Annotated in this window: 15 protein-coding genes; 9 read left to right on the top strand and 6 right to left on the bottom strand. The window is 60.8% G+C overall.

Annotated elements, in window-relative coordinates; all coding sequences use genetic code 11:
- Positions 1–86: 86 nt before the first annotated feature.
- The gene (locus tag GTU76_RS26870) at positions 87–785 is read left to right on the top strand and encodes an OmpW/AlkL family protein (RefSeq protein WP_016985285.1); all 699 of its coding nucleotides are present in this window, start codon (positions 87–89) and stop codon (positions 783–785) included.
- Positions 786–1,163: 378 nt separating this feature from the next.
- On the opposite strand, the gene GTU76_RS26865 is transcribed toward GTU76_RS26870, so the two are convergent.
- Complete coding sequence (locus GTU76_RS26865; protein ID WP_180699987.1) at positions 1,164–2,096, bottom strand: NAD-dependent epimerase/dehydratase family protein; 933 nt, start codon at positions 2,094–2,096, stop codon at positions 1,164–1,166.
- Positions 2,089–2,973: a sugar nucleotide-binding protein gene (locus GTU76_RS26860; protein ID WP_049802170.1), complete on the bottom strand. Its 885-nt coding sequence runs from the start codon at positions 2,971–2,973 to the stop codon at positions 2,089–2,091. Before GTU76_RS26860 ends, GTU76_RS26865 begins: the two co-directional genes overlap by 8 nt.
- Positions 2,974–3,281: 308 nt before the next feature.
- Here GTU76_RS26860 and GTU76_RS26855 point away from each other — a divergent pair, with 308 nt between their 5' ends.
- A complete protein-coding gene (locus GTU76_RS26855) occupies positions 3,282–7,568 on the top strand; it encodes a DEAD/DEAH box helicase (protein ID WP_180699986.1) in 4,287 nt (1,428 codons plus the stop codon).
- Positions 7,569–7,683: 115 nt separating this feature from the next.
- On the opposite strand, the gene GTU76_RS26850 is transcribed toward GTU76_RS26855, so the two are convergent.
- Positions 7,684–9,777, bottom strand: coding sequence for a mechanosensitive ion channel family protein (locus GTU76_RS26850; protein WP_180699985.1), 2,094 nt, complete (start codon positions 9,775–9,777; stop codon positions 7,684–7,686).
- 345 nt (positions 9,778–10,122) lie between these two features.
- On the opposite strand from GTU76_RS26850, the gene GTU76_RS26845 reads away from it, so the two are divergent.
- The 4 genes from GTU76_RS26845 to GTU76_RS26830 are packed head-to-tail and all read left to right on the top strand — an operon-like array spanning position 10,123 to position 14,097.
- A complete protein-coding gene (locus GTU76_RS26845) occupies positions 10,123–11,049 on the top strand; it encodes a DUF72 domain-containing protein (RefSeq protein WP_180699984.1) in 927 nt (308 codons plus the stop codon).
- Positions 11,046–11,843: an endonuclease/exonuclease/phosphatase family protein gene (locus GTU76_RS26840; protein ID WP_038362074.1), complete on the top strand. Its 798-nt coding sequence runs from the start codon at positions 11,046–11,048 to the stop codon at positions 11,841–11,843. Before GTU76_RS26845 ends, GTU76_RS26840 begins: the two co-directional genes overlap by 4 nt.
- Positions 11,840–13,114: a cardiolipin synthase ClsB gene (gene clsB / locus GTU76_RS26835; protein ID WP_180699983.1), complete on the top strand. Its 1,275-nt coding sequence runs from the start codon at positions 11,840–11,842 to the stop codon at positions 13,112–13,114. The genes GTU76_RS26840 and clsB overlap by 4 nt, the downstream gene beginning before the upstream one ends.
- Complete coding sequence (locus GTU76_RS26830) at positions 13,111–14,097, top strand: lysylphosphatidylglycerol synthase domain-containing protein (protein ID WP_180699982.1); 987 nt, start codon at positions 13,111–13,113, stop codon at positions 14,095–14,097. Before clsB ends, GTU76_RS26830 begins: the two co-directional genes overlap by 4 nt.
- 114 nt (positions 14,098–14,211) lie before the next feature.
- On the opposite strand, the gene GTU76_RS26825 is transcribed toward GTU76_RS26830, so the two are convergent.
- From GTU76_RS26825 to GTU76_RS26815, 3 genes are all read right to left on the bottom strand, one after another.
- The gene (locus tag GTU76_RS26825) at positions 14,212–14,970 is read right to left on the bottom strand and encodes an alpha/beta hydrolase family protein (protein ID WP_016983578.1); all 759 of its coding nucleotides are present in this window, start codon (positions 14,968–14,970) and stop codon (positions 14,212–14,214) included.
- Positions 14,960–16,069, bottom strand: a complete 1,110-nt coding sequence (locus GTU76_RS26820; RefSeq protein WP_180699981.1) for a DUF3182 family protein — start codon at positions 16,067–16,069, stop codon at positions 14,960–14,962. Before GTU76_RS26820 ends, GTU76_RS26825 begins: the two co-directional genes overlap by 11 nt.
- A gap of 281 nt (positions 16,070–16,350) precedes the next feature.
- Positions 16,351–17,352, bottom strand: coding sequence for a GlxA family transcriptional regulator (locus tag GTU76_RS26815; RefSeq protein WP_180699980.1), 1,002 nt, complete (start codon positions 17,350–17,352; stop codon positions 16,351–16,353).
- 101 nt (positions 17,353–17,453) lie between these two features.
- Between GTU76_RS26815 and GTU76_RS26810 the strand changes: the two genes are divergently transcribed.
- From GTU76_RS26810 to GTU76_RS26800, 3 genes are all read left to right on the top strand, one after another.
- Positions 17,454–18,008 carry a cysteine hydrolase family protein gene (locus tag GTU76_RS26810; RefSeq protein WP_016983576.1) on the top strand — a complete coding sequence of 185 codons (555 nt, stop codon included), beginning with the start codon at positions 17,454–17,456 and terminating at the stop codon, positions 18,006–18,008.
- Between the two features lie 145 nt (positions 18,009–18,153).
- Complete coding sequence (locus GTU76_RS26805; RefSeq protein ID WP_180699979.1) at positions 18,154–18,822, top strand: YjfI family protein; 669 nt, start codon at positions 18,154–18,156, stop codon at positions 18,820–18,822.
- Positions 18,823–18,839: 17 nt separating this feature from the next.
- Positions 18,840–19,538 carry a PspA/IM30 family protein gene (locus tag GTU76_RS26800; RefSeq protein WP_016983574.1) on the top strand — a complete coding sequence of 233 codons (699 nt, stop codon included), beginning with the start codon at positions 18,840–18,842 and terminating at the stop codon, positions 19,536–19,538.
- Positions 19,539–19,607: the final 69 nt, after the last annotated feature.

The raw sequence follows: 19,607 nt of genomic DNA, 5'->3' as shown, positions 1-19,607 counted from the left end.
GTTTCATTGAGCTGAGTCAAAAGACCGTATCAGTTGGCTTCGTACCATAGGACATCAGACATTTCCAACGTCCTTTCGGAGCCCCCATGAACAAGTCCTTGCTCAGCGCTTCGCTGTTTGCCCTCGCGCTCGCAGCCCCGCTCGCCCACGCCCACGAAGCCGGTGACATCCTCATCCGCGCCGGTGCGATCACCGTCAACCCGAAGGCCGACAGCTCCAGCGTCAAGGTCGATCAGGGTCCGTTGAGCGGCGCTAATCTGGGCGGCAAGGCGACCATGAGCAGCGACACCCAACTGGGTCTCAACTTCGCCTACATGCTGACCGATCACGTCGGCCTCGAACTGCTCGCGGCCACGCCGTTTGAGCATGACGTCAAACTCAAGGGCACTGCCCTGCCAGCGGCCAATGGCAAGCTCGGTACTCTGAAACACCTGCCGCCAACCCTCAGCGTTGTGTACTACCCGCTGGATTCGAAGTCGGCCTTCCAGCCGTATGTCGGTGGTGGCATCAACTACACCTGGATCTATGACGAGCACGTCGGTAGCGAAGCCAGCGCCAACGGTTTCAGCAACTTCAAGGCGAAAAACTCCTGGGGTCTGGCCTGGCAGGTCGGTGCTGACTACATGCTGACCGACAACATCATGCTCAACGCCCAAGTGCGTTACATCGACATCGACACCCGCGCCACCGTCGAGAACAACGCCGTTGCCCCCGGCACTCGCGCACGGGTCAACGTCGATGTGGATCCGTTCATCTACATGGTCGGTTTGGGCTATAAGTTCTAAGTCGAGTTACCGAACGTTCACGTGGTGGTGAATGAGGCTTGGTGGTGAGCAGGCATAGAACTGACGGCGACCGTACGCAGTTGATCGGGGGATAACATCCCCTCGCCACAGGAGTAGCGACATATTCCGGCCGTGAAAAAGGCGCCTGTCAAAGGGCGCCTTTTTCATGTCTGCCGCAAATGTGTGGTGTGAGCTGGATTTCCCCCTCACCCCAGCCCTCTCCCTCAGGGAGAGGGGGAAAGGGAGCCGATTTGTGTGCTTTTCAAATCCGAGTTCGACTCGATATTTCAGGTCGGTGTAACTCGAAAGAACGCCTCGATCAGTCCCCTCTCCCTCTGGGAGTGGGTTAGGCGGGCGGCGTTCCGATGAGGGCTCTTTTCAGGAGCGCCCCAACAACCGCGCCAACCCCACGCTCATCGGCGTCTGCTGCGGCAGCTTGAAGCGTTCCAGCAGACGCGCGTTGTTCGCCCGAGAATGGCGGATATCACCTGAACGCGCCGGGCCATAGCTGATCGGCGGCAATTCACCGACCACCGCTTGCAGTGCTTCAAGCATCTGCTTGAGGCTCATCGCCTGATTCCAGCCGACGTTCATCGCTTCGACGTCCACCTCAGGCTTTTCGATCGCCTGCACCAGCAGATCGACCAGATCTTCGACGTAGAGGAAATCACGCGTCTGCTCACCATCACCGAACACCGTAATTGGCAGACCTTTCTGCGCGCGTTCGCTGAAGATGCTGATCACCCCGGAATACGGCGAGGACGGATCCTGGCGCGGGCCGAAGATGTTGAAGAAGCGGAAAATCACCGGTTCCAGGCCATGCTGGCGGCGATAGAAATCGAAATAATGCTCGCCCGCCAGTTTGTCCGAGGCATAAGGCGTCAGCGGCGCTTTCGGCGTGTCCTCATCAATCGACTCGCCCTCACCGTTGTTGCCGTACACCGCCGCACTGGAGGCATACACCACACGCTTGACCCCGGCCAGGCGCATGGCTTCGCAGACGTTCAGCGTGCCGATGAAATTGCTCTGGTGAGTTTTCACCGGATCATCCACCGACGCCTGCACCGACGCCACCGCCGCCAGGTGCGCGACCGCGCTGCAGCCTTGCATGGCCTTGGCTACCAGCGCCGCATCGGCGACGTCGCCAACAATCAGCTCAACCTGCGGATTATCCAGTGGCAGATTGCTGTGCTTGCCGGTCGACAAGTCGTCGAGGATGCGTACCGAGTGCCCGGCAGCGAGCAACGCATCGGTCAGGTGCGAACCAATGAAGCCGGCTCCGCCGGTGATTAAAACAGTCCCTTTAGCCATGACGGTAGAACCTATCCAGTAAGCCCGGGAGTGCGGCACGCCAGGCGCGCGGCTTGATCCCGAAAGTGTGCAGAATTTTCTTGCAGGCCAGCACGGCGTGTTGCGGCTCTTCGGCAGCGTCCGGCCGCGCGGCGTGGGCCTGAGCGGTCGGCGCTTCGATCGCCAAAGCATGCAGACTGCGCGCTTCGGTCAGAATCGCCTGACCCAGCGCCAGCGGCGTGGTCGCTTCGTGGCCGGCGTAGTGATACGTGCCCCACAGCGGCGCGGCACAATCGAGTTGCTTGAGTACCGAAATGATCACGCGCGCGGCGTCATCGACCGGCGTCGGATTACCGCGGCGATCATCGGCCAGCAGCAATTCTTCTGGCTGCTCGGCACGCGCCAGGAAGCGACCGAGGGTGCCATCCGGGCTGTCATCGAGCAACCAGCCAAATCGTAGCAAAACGTGTTGCGGGCATGTGGCGCGCACACTTTGCTCGATCCGCCACAACGCTTGCCCGCGCAAGCCCAGCGGTACGGGTTCGTCTTTTTCGCTGTACGCCGTGGCACGCGAACCATCGAACACCCGATAACTGGAGGGCTGCACGAGGACGATATTGTGGTGCTGGCACAGTTCGGCCAGACGTTCGATGGCGCGTTCCTGCCCGGCCATGCGGCTTTCGCTGACAGTTTCGGCCTGGAACCAGTCGAAATAGTAGGCGAGGTTGATCAATGCATCGGGACGGGTGTCGTCGAGCAATTGGGTCAGGCTCGCGGCATCCCAGCCGTTTTCGGGCGGGCGGGGGGCGAGGAAACCGATGTCTTCCTCTGCACCGAGGCGAATCAGCGCCTGCCCAAGGGCATTTCCGCCGCCCAGTAACATAAGGCGCATTCGCATAGAGTCAGCAGGCCCAGTCTGATTGGAACGATGGCTTTAGCGACGGATCTCGTGGAACCGTCGTCGATAATTGCCGGAATCGTTGCATTTTGCGGGTTTAGTGCGCAACCGTCATCCGTAAAGTGTAGATCGCCGGGATTTGTGGCGTGGCCACTGGCCCCTTCGCGAGCAGGCTCGCTCCCACAAGGGATTTACGGCGCACACAAACCCAGTGTGGGAGCGAGCTTGCTCGCGAAGAGGCACTGTCTGACAACCCAGATCCCCAGCGGTACTTGCATCTTCCCCCCTGCGCCCGCATAACTTAAGCCATGAATCTGCCCATCCCCACGGACGCGGCCCTGGCAGGCTTTCACCCCGCCGTCAGCGCCTGGTTCAGCAAGACTTTCCCGACGGTCACCGCCGCCCAGGCCCGCGCATGGCCGTTGATCCGCCAGCGTCGATCGACACTGATCGCCGCGCCTACCGGCTCCGGCAAAACCCTTACCGCGTTTCTCGCCGTGCTCGACGACCTCGTCCACCGTGGCCTGGAAAACCCTGACGGTCTGCCCGACGAAACCCTGGTGGTCTACGTTTCGCCGCTGAAAGCGCTGTCCAACGACATCCGCATCAATCTGCAGAACCCATTGGCCGGAATTACCGAGCAACTGCGGCAGATGAGCCTGCCTGAGCTGCAAATCACCACCGCCGTGCGCACCGGTGACACGCCGCAGAAAGAACGCGCGGCCTTGCGCAAATCGGCACCGCACATTCTGGTGACCACACCGGAATCGCTTTACGTTCTGCTCGGCTCGGCGTCGGGGCGCAAAATGCTCGGCACCACGCGCACGGTGATCATCGATGAAATCCACGCAATGGCCGCCGGCAAGCGCGGCAGCCACTTGGCCCTGAGCCTTGAGCGCCTGCAAGCGTTGTGCGCCGAACCGCTGACCCGCATCGGCCTGTCCGCCACGCAGAAACCGGTCGAAGCTGTCGCGCAATTTCTGGTCGGCCATGAGCGCCCCTGCGAAATCATCGATATCGGCCACGCCCGGCCAAGGGATCTTGGCATCGAGGTGCCGCCCGTGCCGTTGTCGGCAGTCATGGCCAACGATGTCTGGGAGCTGGTCTACGACCGCCTCGCGGAACTGGCCCGCGAGCACCGCACCACGCTGATTTTCGTCAACACGCGACGCTTGGCCGAACGCCTCAGCCGGCACCTCAGCGAACGCCTCGGCAAGCACACGGTGGCAGCGCACCATGGCAGCCTGGCCAAGGAATTTCGCCTCGACGCCGAACAACGCCTCAAACGCGGCGAGTTGCAGGTGTTGATCGCCACTGCCTCGCTGGAACTGGGCATCGATATCGGTGAAGTCGATCTGGTCTGCCAGATCGCCTCGCCGCGCTCCATCGCCGGTTTTCTGCAACGGGTTGGCCGTTCCGGGCACCAGGTTGGCGGTACACCCAAGGGCCGGTTGTTCGCCACCACCCGCGACGACCTGATCGAATGCGCCGCCCTGCTCGACTGCGTGCGCCGTGGCGAACTCGATACCCTGCACATCCCCGTCGCTCCGCTGGATGTGCTGGCGCAACAGATCATCGCCGAAGTCAGCTGTCAGGAATGGTCGGAGGACGCCTTGTTGGCGATGTTCCGCCAAGCCTCGCCGTATCGCGATCTCGACGAAAGACACTATCAGTCCCTGCTGAGCATGCTCGCCGAAGGTTACAACGGCCGACAGGGCATCCGCAGCGCTTATCTGCACCGCGACGCCGTCAGCCGCACCTTGCGTGGCCGGCGTGGCGCGCAACTGACTGCCGTGACCAGCGGTGGCACCATCCCCGACAACGCCGATTACAGTGTGATGCTTGAGCCGCAAGGCCTGAACATCGGCAGCGTCAACGAAGACTTCGCCGTGGAAAGCATAGCCGGCGACGTGTTCCAGCTCGGCAATACGTCGTATCGGATCCTGCGCGTGGAAACCGGCAAGGTGCGGGTCGAGGATGCCCATGGCCAGCCGCCGACCATTCCATTCTGGCTCGGCGAAGCACCGGGGCGCAGCGATGAATTGTCGGCTGCCGTGGCGCGCCTGCAAGCGCAGCTAGACGAACTGCTCGGCGCCAGCCCCGGCGACCTGCAACCGGCGCTCGACTGGCTGACGCACACCCTCGGCCTCAACCGCGCCAGCGCCGAGCAACTGGTCGAATACCTCGCCCGCGCCCGGCAGATCCTCGGCGCCCTGCCCTCGCAAGACACGCTGCTGATGGAGCGCTTTTTCGACGAATCCGGTGGCACCCAACTGATCATTCACTCGCCGTTCGGCAGCCGCATCAACCGCGCCTGGGGCCTGGCCCTGCGCAAGCGTTTCTGTCGCACCTTCAATTTCGAATTGCAGGCTGCTGCCAGTGAAGACGCGATCGTGCTGTCGCTGTCCACCAGCCACAGCTTTGAACTGGATGACATCTGGCGTTACCTGCACAGCAACAGCGCCGAGCACATCCTCATTCAAGCGGTACTCGATGCGCCGCTGTTCGGCGTGCGCTGGCGCTGGAATGCCGGGGTGGCGTTGGCGCTGCCGCGTTTTACCGGCGGGCGCAAAGTCGCGCCGCAATTGCAGCGGATGAAAAGCGAAGACCTGATTGCCAGCGTATTTCCCGATCAGATTGCTTGCCTGGAAAACCTCGCCGGCGAACGCGAGATTCCCGAGCATCCGCTGATTGAGCAGACCCTCGACGATTGCCTCCACGAGGCGATGGACAGCGAAGGCTGGCTCAATCTGCTGCGGCGCATGGAGCGTGGCGAGGTGCGTTTGATCAGCCGCGACCTGCCGGCACCCTCGCCGCTCGCGGCAGAAATTCTCAGTGCGCGGCCGTACACCTTTCTCGACGATGCACCGCTGGAAGAGCGTCGCACCCAAGCGGTGATCAACCGGCGCTGGAGCGATCCGCAATCGACCGATGACCTTGGTGCACTGGACGCGGACGCGATTACCGCCGTGCGCGAAGAAGCGTGGCCGACGCCGAACGCTGTGGATGAAATGCATGAAGCGCTGATGAGCCTTGCATGCATCAGCGATGAGGAAGTGCAAGCGAACGAAGGCTGGCGTGCGTGGCTGGAAAATCTGGCAAGCTGTGGTCGCGCCTGCCGTTTGCAAATCGATCCCGAGCATTGGCTATGGCTGGCCCGCGAACGCCTGACCTGCCTGCAAGCGCTTTATCCACAGGCCAAATTGCAAGCCGAACTGGAGGCGTTGCCGGGATTCGATGAAGCCTGGACGTTCGATGAAGCGCTGATCGAAGTGATCCGCGCACGCCTCGGTGCCTTCGGACCGCTGCCGTTATCCGCGATTGCCGAACCGCTCGCGCTGCCGACCGCTCAAGTCCATCAACCCCTCGCGCAACTGGAACGCGAAGGCTATGTGTTACGCGGCCAATTCACGCCGGGATTGGTGGTAGAAGAATGGTGCGAACGGCACCTGCTCGCGCGTATTCATCGCTACACGGTCAAGCGCCTGCGCCGGGAAATCGAACCGGTGGCGCTGCAGGATTTCATGCGCTTTCTGTTCGACTGGCAGCATCTGTCGCCCTCGACTCGTGGTCAGGGCAGCGCCGTTTTACCGGCAATTGTCGGCCAGTTCGAAGGTTACGCGGCGGCGGCTTCGGCGTGGGACAGCGACCTTCTCCCGGCCCGTCTCAAGGACTATTCACCGAGCTGGCTGGATGACCTGTGCCGCAACGGCAAACTGGTGTGGACGCGCCTCAGTGCCCGGCAGAAAGTCAGCGGCACGGCGTTGCGAAGCACGCCGATCGTGTTGCTGCCGCGCAGCCAGGTTGGTTTATGGAGTGCGTTGGCTGAACAGACGCCTGTGAGCGAGCTGTCACCGAAAACCCAAAAGGTTTTTGAAGCGCTGACTCAGCACGGCGCGCTGTTTTTCGATGAGCTGACTCATGAAGCGCACCTGCTACGCACGGAACTGGAAATCGCCTTGCAGGAACTGGTCGGCGCCGGGCTGGTGAACGCCGACAGCTTCGCCGGCCTGCGCGCGTTGATCACCCCGGCGAGCAAGCGCCAGCAGCGCAGCAGTCGTCGTGGGCGCGGGGCGTTTGTGGGAGGAATGGACGATGCCGGGCGTTGGGCATTGCTGCGGCGCGGAGCAGCTGTGGATAACAGCGAGACGCTGGAGCACGTCGCGATGACCTTGTTGCGGCGTTACGGCGTAGTGTTCTGGCGCCTGCTCGAACGTGAGGCCGATTGGTTGCCGAGCTGGCGCGAACTGCTGCGCACGTTTCATCGGCTGGAAGCGCGGGGCGAGATTCGTGGCGGGCGGTTTGTCAGTGGTTTGGCGGGGGAACAGTTTGCCTTGCCTGAGGCGATTCCGTTGTTGCGCGAAGTACGTCGGCGGCCGCATGACGCCAGTCTGGTGGCGGTGTGTGGGGTTGATCCGCTGAATCTGGCCGGGACGTTATTGCCGGGGGTGAAAGTGCCGGCGCTGGTGAGTAATCGGCTGGTGTATCGCGATGGGTTGCCGGCGGCGGCGGAGATTGCCGGCAAGCAGCAGTTCTGGCTGGAGCTGGATCAGATCGACATGGAGCAGGTGCGCAGCAAGCTGATCCGGCATTGATGTGAGCTGAATTGACGCCTTCGCGAGCAGGCTCGCTCCCACAGTTTGATCGCGTTCCCCCTGTGGGAGCGAGCCTGCTCGCGAAAGGGTCCGCAGTCCCACCCCATAACTTGCTCTAGGTCCGCGATTCCTGCGGCACCTCGCTCGCCATTACCTCACCCTCCTGCTGCCGCTTCGGCAACAAAACCTGCTGTGGATAAGTCTGCGCGAAATGCACCACCGGACTGTTATCCACAAGCTTCTTCAAACGCTGGTTGAACGCCCGACTCACCGCATACTGCCCACCCGACACCGTCCTGAACTGCGCCGTCAGCACCACGCCGTTCAAATCCATCTTGTCCACGCCAAACACATCCAGCGGCCCCTGCAGGTTGTACTTGAGGAATGGGTCTTCGCGGATCGAATCGCCGGTCTCGCGAATCAGCTCGATGGCTCTATCCACGTCCGTATCGTAGGTGAACTGCACCGAGAAAAACGCAAAGGCAAACTGCCGCGATTGGTTGGTCACTGCTTTGATCTGACCAAACGGCACCGAGTACACAAATCCTTTGCCGTCACGCAGACGCAGGGTGCGAATGGTCAGCCCTTCAACCGTGCCGGCATGCCCGGAATCAAGCACCACCCAATCACCAATCGACAGCGTGTCTTCGATGATGATGAACAGCCCGGTGATCACGTCCTGCACCAATTGCTGCGAACCGAAACCGATGGCCAGCCCGACCACCCCGGCACCGGCCAGCAGCGGCGCAACGTTGATCCCAAGATTGGCCATGGTGGTGATCGCGCAGATCACCACCAGGATGATTTTGATCGCGTTGCGCAGCAGCGGCAGGATGGTTTTCACCCGCGTGCTCGGCTGGCGTGCCGCGCGTTTGCTGAGCGGTGGTTTCAGTGCCTCCTGAATCGCCGTGTCGAGCACCACCCACAGCAGCCACGTGACCAGGAAGATCAGGCCAATGCTGCTCAGCGCGTTGCTGATTGCTCGTCCGACCGTGCTGCTCTGGGCAAAATCGAGCAGCGATACGCCCCAGATCCGCCCGAGGATATCGATGAAGGCAATGGCGATGACGATCCGCAGCAACGCGTGAAGCAGACTGAGAAAACGCTCTTTGTAAGCACTGCTGCGCTGGATTGCTTCGGCTTTTCGCGACTTGAACAGGTGCTGCAGAATCGTGCTGAGGAACACCGTGCCGATTAACAAAACCGTGGTGAACAGTGCACAGCGCAGGGCTTTCTGATTGTCCTCGCCGATGCCGATCAGATTGACCGCCGAGACCAGCACCATCAGCACGATCGGCCAATACCACAGTCCGGAAAAAATCCGCAGTGACTCCTGCAACGAGGGTTGTTTCAAGCGCTGGCTCAGCGAACGATTGCGGATCAGGTGCGCCACCGGGCGACGCAATCGGATCACTAACAAGCCGAAAATCACCGAAGCAATCAGGCCCGTAAATACCGCAACACTGCTGGTGATGTTACCGCCCAGTTGGCGGGCGATCTGCGGGCTGGTCAGCGCATCACTGAGAGCCGCGAGGAAGCCGATCAGGAACAGCGGCCGCGGGCAGTAATCACGAATGATCCGCGCCGCCGGACGCTTATGGCCGACGTTGAACATCACCACCACGCACAACAACATCGAGGTGGAAAAAATGCCGCTGCTGGTGGCGTAGGCCAAGCACAGCGCCAGTGCGCGGCCCGCCGAGGCTTGCAGAAAATGGCTGACGTACAGCGTCAGCGGCAGGCAGATCAGCGCCGGCACGGTATACGGCAGCAAGTAACCAATCAGGTCCTGACTGCGCTGGCGGGTGCGCAACCAGCGGCCCTCGCGCAGACGCTTGGCCATCAAACTGCCGAGCACGGTCAACAACGCGAAACTGCCAAGCCAGACGCCCGACAGCGTGAGGAAATCGCCTGCGACGCTCCAGCCCGAGCGATTCGACGGTTGATTGACCAGTTTGTCGACTTCATCGGCGGCGCGATCGGCGCGCAGGCGCCAGGCGTCGACCAGGTGTTCGTTGAGATCGAGCTTGTCCTGGACGTCGTCGATGCTCGAACTGATCGCACCAAGCAGCCCGCCCTGCACAATCGGTTCAGGTTTGGCCGCCTCTTCGGTAGCGGCCGGGAGGCCCGGTAGCGCGGCGGCGTCGATTTCACTGGCACCGAGAAACAGCAATGCTCCCAGCGCAATGGCGATCCTGAACTTGACCAAAACTCCGATCTCCCGTGGCTGAACCTGTAAGGAACTGATCGAAATTTGTGCGGCAAGTTCAAGAGCACCCTCACCCTAGCCCTCTCCCAGGGGGAGAGGGGACTGACCGAGTTGACTGGTATTGATACATCGACCTGAAAGTCTGCAGTCGAACTCAAGCCTTCAAAACCACGAAGATCTGCTCCCTTCCCCCTCGCCCCCTTGGGGGAGAGGGTTGGGGTGAGGGGGAGCGCTTTTGATCTTCGCTTTCGACGTGACCGTCCGTAATACCGTCGAAACTTTCCCGAACCGCCCGCAGTCATCAGAAGACAGCGGCAACACGAGGGCTTTCAACGGGAGGGCAGCATGGCAACGATTCACATCGGTATTTCCGGCTGGCGCTACGCACCGTGGCGCGGGGACTTCTACCCCAAGGGACTGGCGCAGAAACGCGAATTGCAGTTCGCTTCGCGGGCGGTCAACAGCATCGAAATCAATGGATCGTTCTACGCCCTGCAACGGCCCGAACGCTACGCGCAGTGGTACGCCGAAACCCCCGACGACTTCGTCTTCAGCGTCAAGGCGCCGCGCTTCATCACCCACACCCGCCGTTTGCGCGAGATCGAAAAGCCTCTGGCCAATTTCTTCGCCTCCGGGGTGCTGGAACTCAAGGAAAAGCTCGGGCCGATCCTTTGGCAATTTCCGCCGAACTTCAAATTCGAGCCTGAGCGTTTTGAACATTTCCTCGCGCTACTGCCCCACGATACCGAAGCCGCCGCCACCCTCGCCCGGCAACACGACGCTCATCTGCACGGTCACGCGAGCCTGAAAGCCTGGCGTAAAAAACCGCTGCGCCACGCTGTGGAAATCCGCAACGACAGCTTCCTTGATCCCGATTTTGTGCGCCTATTGAAGCGCTACAACACCGCACTGGTGATCGCCGACACCGCCAATAAATGGCCGTACCGCGAAGACCTCACCAGCGACTTTGTCTACTTGCGCCTGCACGGCGCCGAAGAGCTCTACGCCAGCGATTACACCGCGCCAGCCCTCAAGCGCTGGGCCGAACGCATCGACGCCTGGCACCACGGCGAGCAACCAAAAGACGCGCACCTGATCGCACCACGCTTGAAGCCACGCGCACGCAAATCCCGCGAAGTGTTCTGCTATTTCGACAACGACATCAAAGTCCGCGCGCCGTACGACGCCCGTGACCTGCTGCATCGTTTCGAGCTGGATAAAGACCTCGCCACCACCCCCGGCGAACCGGCTGGCGAAGGAGTGCTGGCATGAGTATTCCGGAACCGGTTGGCTTCACCGATGAGGGCTCGGTCGTTGCGCCGTCCGTGCGGACGTTCACCGTACTGACGGTCAATACCCACAAGGGTTTTACCGCACTGAATCGGCGCTTCATCCTGCCGGAACTGCGCGAAGCGGTACGCAGCGTCGCCGCCGATGTGGTGTTTCTGCAGGAAGTCCACGGCACCCACGAGCACCATCCCAAGCGCTACAGCAATTGGCCGACGATGCCGCAGTATGAATTCCTCGCCGACAGCCTCTGGCCGCAGTTCGCCTATGGGCGCAACGCGGTGTACCCGGAGGGCGACCACGGCAATGCGCTGCTGTCGAAATTCCAGATCATTCGTCACGACAACCTCGACGTCTCGATCAACGGCCACGAGAACCGTGGCCTGCTGCATTGCGTGCTGCGCCTGCCCGGCGACGGCACCGAAGTGCATGCGATCTGCGTGCATCTGGGCCTGCGCGAAAGTCATCGCAACGCCCAGCTGGATTTGCTCATGCAACGCTTGGCGGAGTTGCCCGACGACGCACCAGTGATCGTCGCTGGCGATTTCAACGACTGGCGCCAGCGCGCCGATGCGCAGCTCAAACCTTGCGGCCTGCGCGAAGTGTTCGCCGAGCATCAGGGCAAACCGGCACGCAGTTTTCCCGCGCGCCTGCCAGCACTTCGGCTTGATCGTATTTACGTGCGCAACCTCAAGGCCAGCCAGCCGAAAGTCCTGGCGAACAGGCCTTGGTCGCACCTTTCCGACCACGTTCCTTTATCGGTAGAGATCGAACTATGAGCAGCGCGCCGCTGGAGAAATCCGCCGTGGAACCGATCGCCATCAACCCGCCGATACGCGAGCCCGGCCATGTTGATGTCGAGTACCGCTGGCAGGGCAACAATCGCGTTGAGTTGCTGGAGAACGGCGAGGAGTATTTTCCGCGAGTGTTCGAAGCGATGCGCGCGGCGAAGAGTGAGATCCTCCTCGAGACGTTTATCGTTTTCGAAGACAAGGTCGGCGCCGAGTTGCAGGAGATACTGATCGATGCCGCGCGACGAGGCGTGCGCACCACCGTCAGCCTCGACGGCTTTGGTTGTGGCGAGTTGACCACCGGTTATCTCACCGCGCTGAGTGAGGCCGGCGTGCATCTGCAAATTTTCGACCCGGCGCCGAAACGCTTGGGCATTCGCACCAACTGGTTCCGCCGTTTGCACCGCAAGATCGTGGTGGTCGACGGCCTGATCGCGTTTATTGGCGGGATCAACTTTTCCGGCGACCACCTCGCTGATTTCGGCCCCGAAGCCAAACAGGATTACTCGGTGCAAGTGCAGGGGCCGGTGGTCGCTGACATCCACCACTTTGCCCTGCTGCAAAGCGGTCGCCCCGGACGCGCACGCTTCTGGTGGCAACGCCGGCGCCAGCGCCGCGCGGAAATGGCGTTCAACGATCACGACGGTCAAGTACGCCTGGTATTCCGCGATAACGACCAGCATCACTCCGACATCGAAGACGTGTATTTGCAGGTGCTGCGCCGCGCCAAACGCCGGGTGGTGATCGCCAACGCCTACTTTTTCCCCGGTTATCGCCTGTTGCGGGAAATCCGCAATGCTGCACGTCGCGGGGTTGAGGTCCGCCTGATTCTGCAGGGGCAACCGGACATGCTGGTGGCCAAACTGGCGGCGCGCATGACTTACGATTACCTGCTCAAGGCCGGCGTGCAGATTCATGAATATTGCCAGCGCCCGCTGCACGGCAAAGTCGCGCTGGTCGATGAAGAATGGAGCACCGTCGGCTCGAGCAATCTCGACCCGCTGAGCCTGTCGCTGAATCTGGAAGCCAACGTGCTGATCCGCGACCGCGCGTTCAATCAGCATCTGTTCGAACGCCTTGAAGACCTCAGCCAGAACCACTGCAAAGCCATGGACGCCAGCCAGTCGCCACGTGGGCGCATCTGGCACATGACTGTGGGTTTTCTGGTGTTCCACTTTCTACGGCATTTCCCGGCGATGGCCGGTTGGCTGCCGGCGCACAAACCGAGGCTAAAGCCGTTTCGAGGTGACCGCTCATGAGCCATTCCGAGGTGCATTCCGCCCCGCATTCGGCGCCAGCAACGCACTCGAAATGGAGCCGCTGGAAGCGTCCGTTGACCCTGCTGTTTTTCCTCGCGTTGATCGTGTTGCTGACGATGTTCGCCACGCGCATTGAATGGGCCGAGGTGCTGCAAACCCTTGCCGATTTCAAAGTGCGCACCTTGATTATCGCCGCCAGCCTGACCCTGCTGAGTTTTCTGGTGTACGCCAGTTTTGATCTGATCGGCCGTACTTACATTCGTCAGGACCTGACCTGGAAACAGATTCTGCCGGTAGGAATCATCAGCTATGCGTTCAACCTCAATCTGAGTGCCTGGGTCGGCGGCATCGCCATGCGTTATCGGCTGTATTCGCGCCTTGGCGTGAGCAAAAGCAACATCGCCAAGATCCTCGGTCTGAGCCTGGCGACCAATTGGTTCGGCTACATGACCATTGCCGGCGTGGTGTTCAGCAGTGGATTGGTGACAATGCCACCGGGCTGGAAAATCAGCAGCGCGGCGTTGCAAGGCATTGGTGTTCTGTTGCTGCTGATCAGCGCCGGCTATCTGGCGGCGTGTCAGTTTTCCAAACGTCGCGAATGGTCGATTCGCGGGGTGGAAATCAATCTGCCGTCGCTGCGCATGGCCGTCCTGCAATTGCTGCTGGGGGCGTTGAACTGGTCACTGATGGCGGCGGTGATTTTCACCTTGTTGCCGAGCAAACTGGATTATCCGTTGGTGCTGGGGGTGTTGTTGATCAGTGCGATTGCCGGGGTCATCACGCATATTCCGGCGGGGCTTGGCGTGCTGGAAGCGGTGTTCGTGGCGTTGCTGCAACACGAGGCTTCACGTGGCAGTCTGGTAGCGGGATTGCTGGCGTATCGGGCGATTTATTTTCTGTTGCCGTTGTTGATTACGGTGGTGATGTATCTGGTGGTGGAGGCCAAGGCCAAGGCGCTGCGAATAGAGAAGAAACCGACCTGATTTTTTGGGTGAAGTTGATGGCCTCTTCGCGAGCAAGCTCGCTCCCACATTTGAAACGCGATCCCCTGTGGGAGCGAGCTTGCTCGCGAAGGCGTCCGAAAGAACACTAAAAGATCATGCTGATTGAATAATGCTCAACCGTTCACCCACGACCATCTCGGTAATCCAGTCCACCAGTATCGAGGTGTAGGCCTGCTGTGAAACCGGCTCGCTCAACGCATGATCGGCGCCATCGATAATCCGGTGCGTCAGTGAATGCGTCTGCTGGCACGCCGCGCGGTAACTCATGATCGCCGCGTGGGGCACATAGTCATCGGTTTCCGATTCCACCAGCAACACATCGCCAGTGAATTGCGAGCAGGCGTGCAAGGCGCGATTGGTATCAGCGCGCACCAGCGTGCTGCGGTAATCCCGCAAATCGGCCTTGTCCAGCTCACGCTTGGGTGTGTGCCATTGCTCGTCGCGGTACAACGCCGGCACCCGCAGCGCCAGCCAGCGCACCGGGCGTAGCGAGGTCAGGATCGACGCCAGATAACCGCCATAACTGGTACCGACCACGGCGATCGCGGAAGTGTCGAGCGCCGGATGCGCCAGCAAGCGGTCATAGGCCGCGAGCAAATCACGCAGATTGTCTTCGCGGGTAACGCGGGTCAGCGGGATCCCGGTGCCACCGGTGTGCCCGCGCAAGTCGAAGGTCAGGCACACGCAACCAAGACCGGCGATGCCTTTGGCGCGCTCGAGATCACGTTCCTGACTGCCGCCCCAACCGTGTACGAACAACACCCCCGGGACTTTCGATTTGGGACTGAGAAATGTCCCGCTCATCTGTTCATCATCAATGTCGATTTGAATGCTTTCGCTTCTAGCCGTCATAGGATTTGACCGTTACGTATTTGAGGAGAAATTCACTGTTCTCAGCCGGTCCGCGATAGACCTCAATGGCGTCCGCCGGCAGCGCCTGATCGATGTAGGTTTCCACCGAAGACACACGAATCGCGCGCATCCCCGGATCGTTGACGAAACTTTGCAGTGCCGCAACCTCAGCACTGCTGGCACCGCCCATGCGCCAGGACTGTTCGAGCACACCGCTGCGGGTTTTGCCGCTGCTGTCCCGGCCTTGGGCGATGTCGTAGTTGCGTCGCGAGGCGTAAAACCGTGGATAGGCTTCATTCGCCGCATTGTCGAAAACCTGCGCCTGCTCGATGGCCAGACGCACATCGTGGGGCAGATCCAGCGTCAGCAGCTCGTCGTAACCGCCCTGCACCACCAGCAAGTTCGAGCCGCCGTAGACCTCTTCGCCGTGGGCATCTTTGGTCAAGTATTGATCACCGCAGTAGCTCAGCACTCTATTGCCGATGAACGACTGGCCGACGCTGTGGGTGACGACATCGCTGAGGTCCTGCTCCAGCACCACGCCGTCGCTGAACAACTTCGCGGCTTCAGGTCGAGCGAGAACTTCGTCGAAGGCGTCGAGGCTTTTGATCACTTCCTGGCCACGTCCGGCGCAGGCGTGAATCGGCTTCAGGCGAATGGGACCACTGTACAGCAGATGCTCGGCGGCGGGCCGCGCATCCGCCAGCGCAAACACACTGAGGCCATCGAGCACGACATTGCGTACCCGCTCGGAAAACAGCGGCGACCAGCCTTGCGGCGCGTGGGCCTGATGACTGCGCAGGCCGTGGCTGATGGCTTTGGTGCAGATGAAATCGTGTTCGACGAAGCCACCCCACAGATCGTCCGGGCCCTTGATGCCGAGCTCACGGGCCTGGTCGGCGCCAACGATGGTTTGCGTGGGCAACAGGTAGAGATCGCGACCCTGATGTTTCGCAGCGTCGTAACTGCCACCGAATTTAAACCCTGATATCTGCGCCAGCCAGCGGGCCAGGGACTTGTTGGTCTGCACCTCATGCTGCGGCGCGTCAGGGCGCACCGAGTGGGCAACGACAATTTTCCTGCGGGGTGTCGGGGTCATGCGGTCCCCTTCCATCGGTTTGATGACTGTAGCGTTGAGCGGTGCAGAGATCAGGCCAACGGCCGACTCTTGAAAATCCTCTGCTAATCAGAAACTTGGCGAAATCGTACTGGCACCAGGCCTGTTTCAATCTGCACGACCGCGCGTCAAACCCCGGCAAATTGCACGATCTATAGTCCTATAGAGTTCAATGTGGGAGCGAGCTTGCTCGCGAAGGCGCCGTGTCAGGCGACATCAAACTTACAGCCCCCACCGCTTTCGCGAGCAAGCTCGCTCCCACATTAGTTAATGGATGCTTTCGATATTGGGGTCACACCAAACCGCGCCCGATATTCACTCGGCGCCAGCCCGGTGATCTTCTTGAATATCGCACGAAACGCGCCCGGATCCTGATAGCCCACCGTCCACGCAATATGATCAATCGTGCCATTGCTGAACTCGAGCATCTCGCGCGCCTTGCCCACCCGCAGATGCTGGCAGTACTCGGTCGGTTTCAACCCGCTCGCCGCGCGGAACCGCCGCAGAAATGTGCGCTCCTCCAACCCGGCCCGCTCCGCCATCGCCGTCAGCGAAACATCCGTCGCGCCGGTGCTTTGCAGCCAATGCTGCACCTTGAGAATCGCCGCATCGCCATGACCTAGAATCGGCGCGAAATTACTGCCGCACTCACTGGCGCTGTCACTGTGCTCTATCACCAGAAATCGCGCGGTGCCGGTGGCAATGCTCGGCCCGAGCAATCTGTCGACCAGACGTAATCCCAGTTCCGACCAAGCCATCAATCCGGCCGTGGTGATCAAGTCGCCGTCGTCGACAATCGGGGTGTCAGCCTTGAGCTTGATCTTCGGGTAACGCTCGGCGAAGGCCTTGGCCGAGGTCCAATGGGTGGTGGCACTGCGGCCGTCGAGCAGACCGCTTTCAGCCAACATCAGCGAGCCTACGCAAACCCCGCCCAGCGTTGCACCGTGGGCATGTTGATCGCGTAACCATTGCATCAGGCTGGCCGGCGCTTGCGCCGCCGAGAACCCGCCGATCGATGGCGGGATCAGCACCGCCAGCAAAGCGCTGTCGTTACCCGCATGACTGGCGTAAGTGCGCGTTGGCGGCTGATCACCTTCGACCTGCCAGTGACTGACCCGCAGCACAGGCAACTGCGCGGCCTGATGCTCGGCGGCAATCCGGTTGGCCACCGCAAACAGATCGGTCAAACCGTGCACCGCCGCCATCTGCGCGCCGGGATAGATCAGCACGCCCAGTTCAGCAACGGCGGCCCATTCTGCGCCCATTGTCAGTTTTCCCCTGTCTATTGTCGGTGCGGCCAATCCCCGAATGGCTGGCCAGCGCCAATACTGAAGCCACTTCCAGCCAATACCTCGAGGACACCCCCATGGCCAAGCAAGCGCTCATCGTAGTCGATATCCAGAACGACTACTTCCCCCAAGGCAAGTGGCCGCTGGCCGGTGCCGACGCCGCCGCCGACAACGCCGCCCGACTGCTCGCCGCGTTCCGCGAGACAGGTGATTCGGTGGTACACATTCGCCACGAATTCACCTCAGCGGATGCGCCGTTTTTCACCCCGGGCTCGGACGGCGCCAAGCTGCACCCCAAAGTTCTCAACCGCGCCGATGAACCGGTGGTGCTCAAGCACTTCGTCAACTCGTTCCGCGAAACCGAACTGCAAGCGATCCTCGACGAACAAGGCATCAAGGAACTGGTGGTGGTCGGCAGCATGAGCCACATGTGTGTTGACGGCATTACCCGTGCGGCGGCGGATCTGGGTTATACCGTCACGGTGATTCACGACGCCTGCGCCAGCCGTGACCTGGAGTTCAATGGCCTGACGGTGCCGGCCGCCCATGTTCACGCTGCGTTCATGTCGGCGCTGGGATTCGCCTACGCCAGTGTGGTCTCCACCGACGAATTCCTCGCCGCCAATCGCTGAGTCATATTCTGCAAAAATAGCTGGCCCGCCCTGTTGCGGGCCTTTTTACGCCTGTCATAAAAATCTCACGCGTGAGCCATTGATGGCATTTTGAATTGGTTGTAGTGTGGCTCACGCGTGAGATATCCATAACCGAGCCATTGCCATGAAAAGCCGTTCCCCTACAGCGAAATCAGAGAGTCTCAAGGGCGAGCGCGCGAAAACGTCGGCAAAAAAACCGTCGAGCTTTTACATGAAGCAGATGCGCGCGGGCCTGGCGGCCGCCGGTTATGTGAAACACGAAACTTGGGTGCTTCCGGAAAACCGAAGCTTGCTCAAGCAAATGGAGCAACAGCTACGCCAACCGATTCTGGCTGGCTCTTTCATGTCGGAGAATTACATGAGCGCAGGCAACAACTGGACCATCGATAGCCTCTTCAACGCCCTCAAGGCCCTCGACGAGGTGGCTTCGCAAGAAATCACGCTGTCGTTGATCCAGAGCTCCGAACCCAGCATCAAGCTGGAAATGAACGAATTCGGCGGTCTGCCGATTCACATCGCCCTGGCCGGCCAGCAGATCATCGTCGACACCGTGCTGGTGGACATCGATTCGATCAGCGACGTGCGCGCCTTCAACGATGCCGTGTTGCGCAGCCGGGAAATGTTCCCGCTGTCGTCGATCGGTATCGAGTCGATGCCGAACGGGCAGACCGTTTACAACATGTTTGGCGCCCTCAGCGCCGACTCGAGCCTGACCAACGTCGTCACCGAGGTGAAAACCCTGGTCGACAATGTGCAGCGCGCGAGCGAAGCCTTCGAACACTTCTTCAAGTAATCAACAGGGAATATCCAATGACTCAGTCCATCTGGAGCAAGTTGTTCACCGCACTGCGCGGCGGCGCCAATGAAGTCGGCGAAGCGATCGCGGACCAACAGGCCCTGCGCATCCTCGATCAGGAAATCCGCGATGCAGACAGCGCGCTGTCGAACGCCCGTCGCGAACTGGTCACCATCATGGCTAAACACAAACTGGCCGCCGACCGCGTAAGCGAGTACGACGCCAAGATCAAGGATCTGGAGGCCAAAGCCGTCTCGGCGCTGAACGCTGGCCGTGAAGACCTGGCACTGGAAGTGGCCGAAGCGATTTCGACCCTGACCAACGAGCTGGATGTTGAGAAAAAGCAGAGCGACGAATTCGGTACTTACGCCGAAAACATGCGCAAAGACATCAGCAAAGCCGAGTCGCGGATCAAGAGCCTGCGCCAGCAAGTGGACATGGCCAAGGCCCGTGAAAGCGTGCAGAAAGCTCAGGTCAGCGCTTCCATCGCCAGCGGCGGCGCCAATGGCAAACTGGAAACTGCCGTCGGTACGTTGAACCGTCTGCAGGCCAAGCAGCAGCAACGTGCTGCCGAGCTGAGCGCGGCGGACGAACTGGCTGACGCCTCGACCGGCAACGACCTGGAACGCAAACTGCGCGACGCCGGCATCACGCCGAACGAAGGCAGCGCCAACGCGATTCTTGAGCGTCTGAAGCAAAAGTCTTCCCAGTAACGCGGGGCAAAAAACCTGTGGGAGCGAGCCTGCTCGCGAAAGCGTCGTATCAGTCAACATCAATGTTGA

The sequence above is a fragment of the Pseudomonas crudilactis genome (genome assembly GCF_013433315.1).
In the GTDB taxonomy this organism is placed as follows: domain Bacteria; phylum Pseudomonadota; class Gammaproteobacteria; order Pseudomonadales; family Pseudomonadaceae; genus Aquipseudomonas; species Aquipseudomonas crudilactis.
The sequence above is the reverse complement of the archived record's forward strand: the minus strand, read 5'-3'. Positions and strand labels throughout refer to the sequence as shown.

Excerpts from the sequence above, each read along its gene's own strand:
- GTU76_RS26870 (WP_016985285.1), top strand. The coding sequence starts at position 87 with ATGAACAAGTCCTTGCTCAGCGCTTCGCTGTTTGCCCTCGCGCTCGCA.
- GTU76_RS26865 (WP_180699987.1), bottom strand. The coding sequence starts at position 2,096 with ATGGCTAAAGGGACTGTTTTAATCACCGGCGGAGCCGGCTTCATTGGT.
- GTU76_RS26860 (WP_049802170.1), bottom strand. The coding sequence starts at position 2,973 with ATGCGAATGCGCCTTATGTTACTGGGCGGCGGAAATGCCCTTGGGCAG.
- GTU76_RS26855 (WP_180699986.1), top strand. The coding sequence starts at position 3,282 with ATGAATCTGCCCATCCCCACGGACGCGGCCCTGGCAGGCTTTCACCCC.
- GTU76_RS26845 (WP_180699984.1), top strand. The coding sequence starts at position 10,123 with ATGGCAACGATTCACATCGGTATTTCCGGCTGGCGCTACGCACCGTGG.
- GTU76_RS26840 (WP_038362074.1), top strand. The coding sequence starts at position 11,046 with ATGAGTATTCCGGAACCGGTTGGCTTCACCGATGAGGGCTCGGTCGTT.
- clsB (WP_180699983.1), top strand. The coding sequence starts at position 11,840 with ATGAGCAGCGCGCCGCTGGAGAAATCCGCCGTGGAACCGATCGCCATC.
- GTU76_RS26830 (WP_180699982.1), top strand. The coding sequence starts at position 13,111 with ATGAGCCATTCCGAGGTGCATTCCGCCCCGCATTCGGCGCCAGCAACG.
- GTU76_RS26825 (WP_016983578.1), bottom strand. The coding sequence starts at position 14,970 with ATGACGGCTAGAAGCGAAAGCATTCAAATCGACATTGATGATGAACAG.
- GTU76_RS26820 (WP_180699981.1), bottom strand. The coding sequence starts at position 16,069 with ATGACCCCGACACCCCGCAGGAAAATTGTCGTTGCCCACTCGGTGCGC.
- GTU76_RS26815 (WP_180699980.1), bottom strand. The coding sequence starts at position 17,352 with ATGGGCGCAGAATGGGCCGCCGTTGCTGAACTGGGCGTGCTGATCTAT.
- GTU76_RS26810 (WP_016983576.1), top strand. The coding sequence starts at position 17,454 with ATGGCCAAGCAAGCGCTCATCGTAGTCGATATCCAGAACGACTACTTC.
- GTU76_RS26805 (WP_180699979.1), top strand. The coding sequence starts at position 18,154 with ATGAAAAGCCGTTCCCCTACAGCGAAATCAGAGAGTCTCAAGGGCGAG.
- GTU76_RS26800 (WP_016983574.1), top strand. The coding sequence starts at position 18,840 with ATGACTCAGTCCATCTGGAGCAAGTTGTTCACCGCACTGCGCGGCGGC.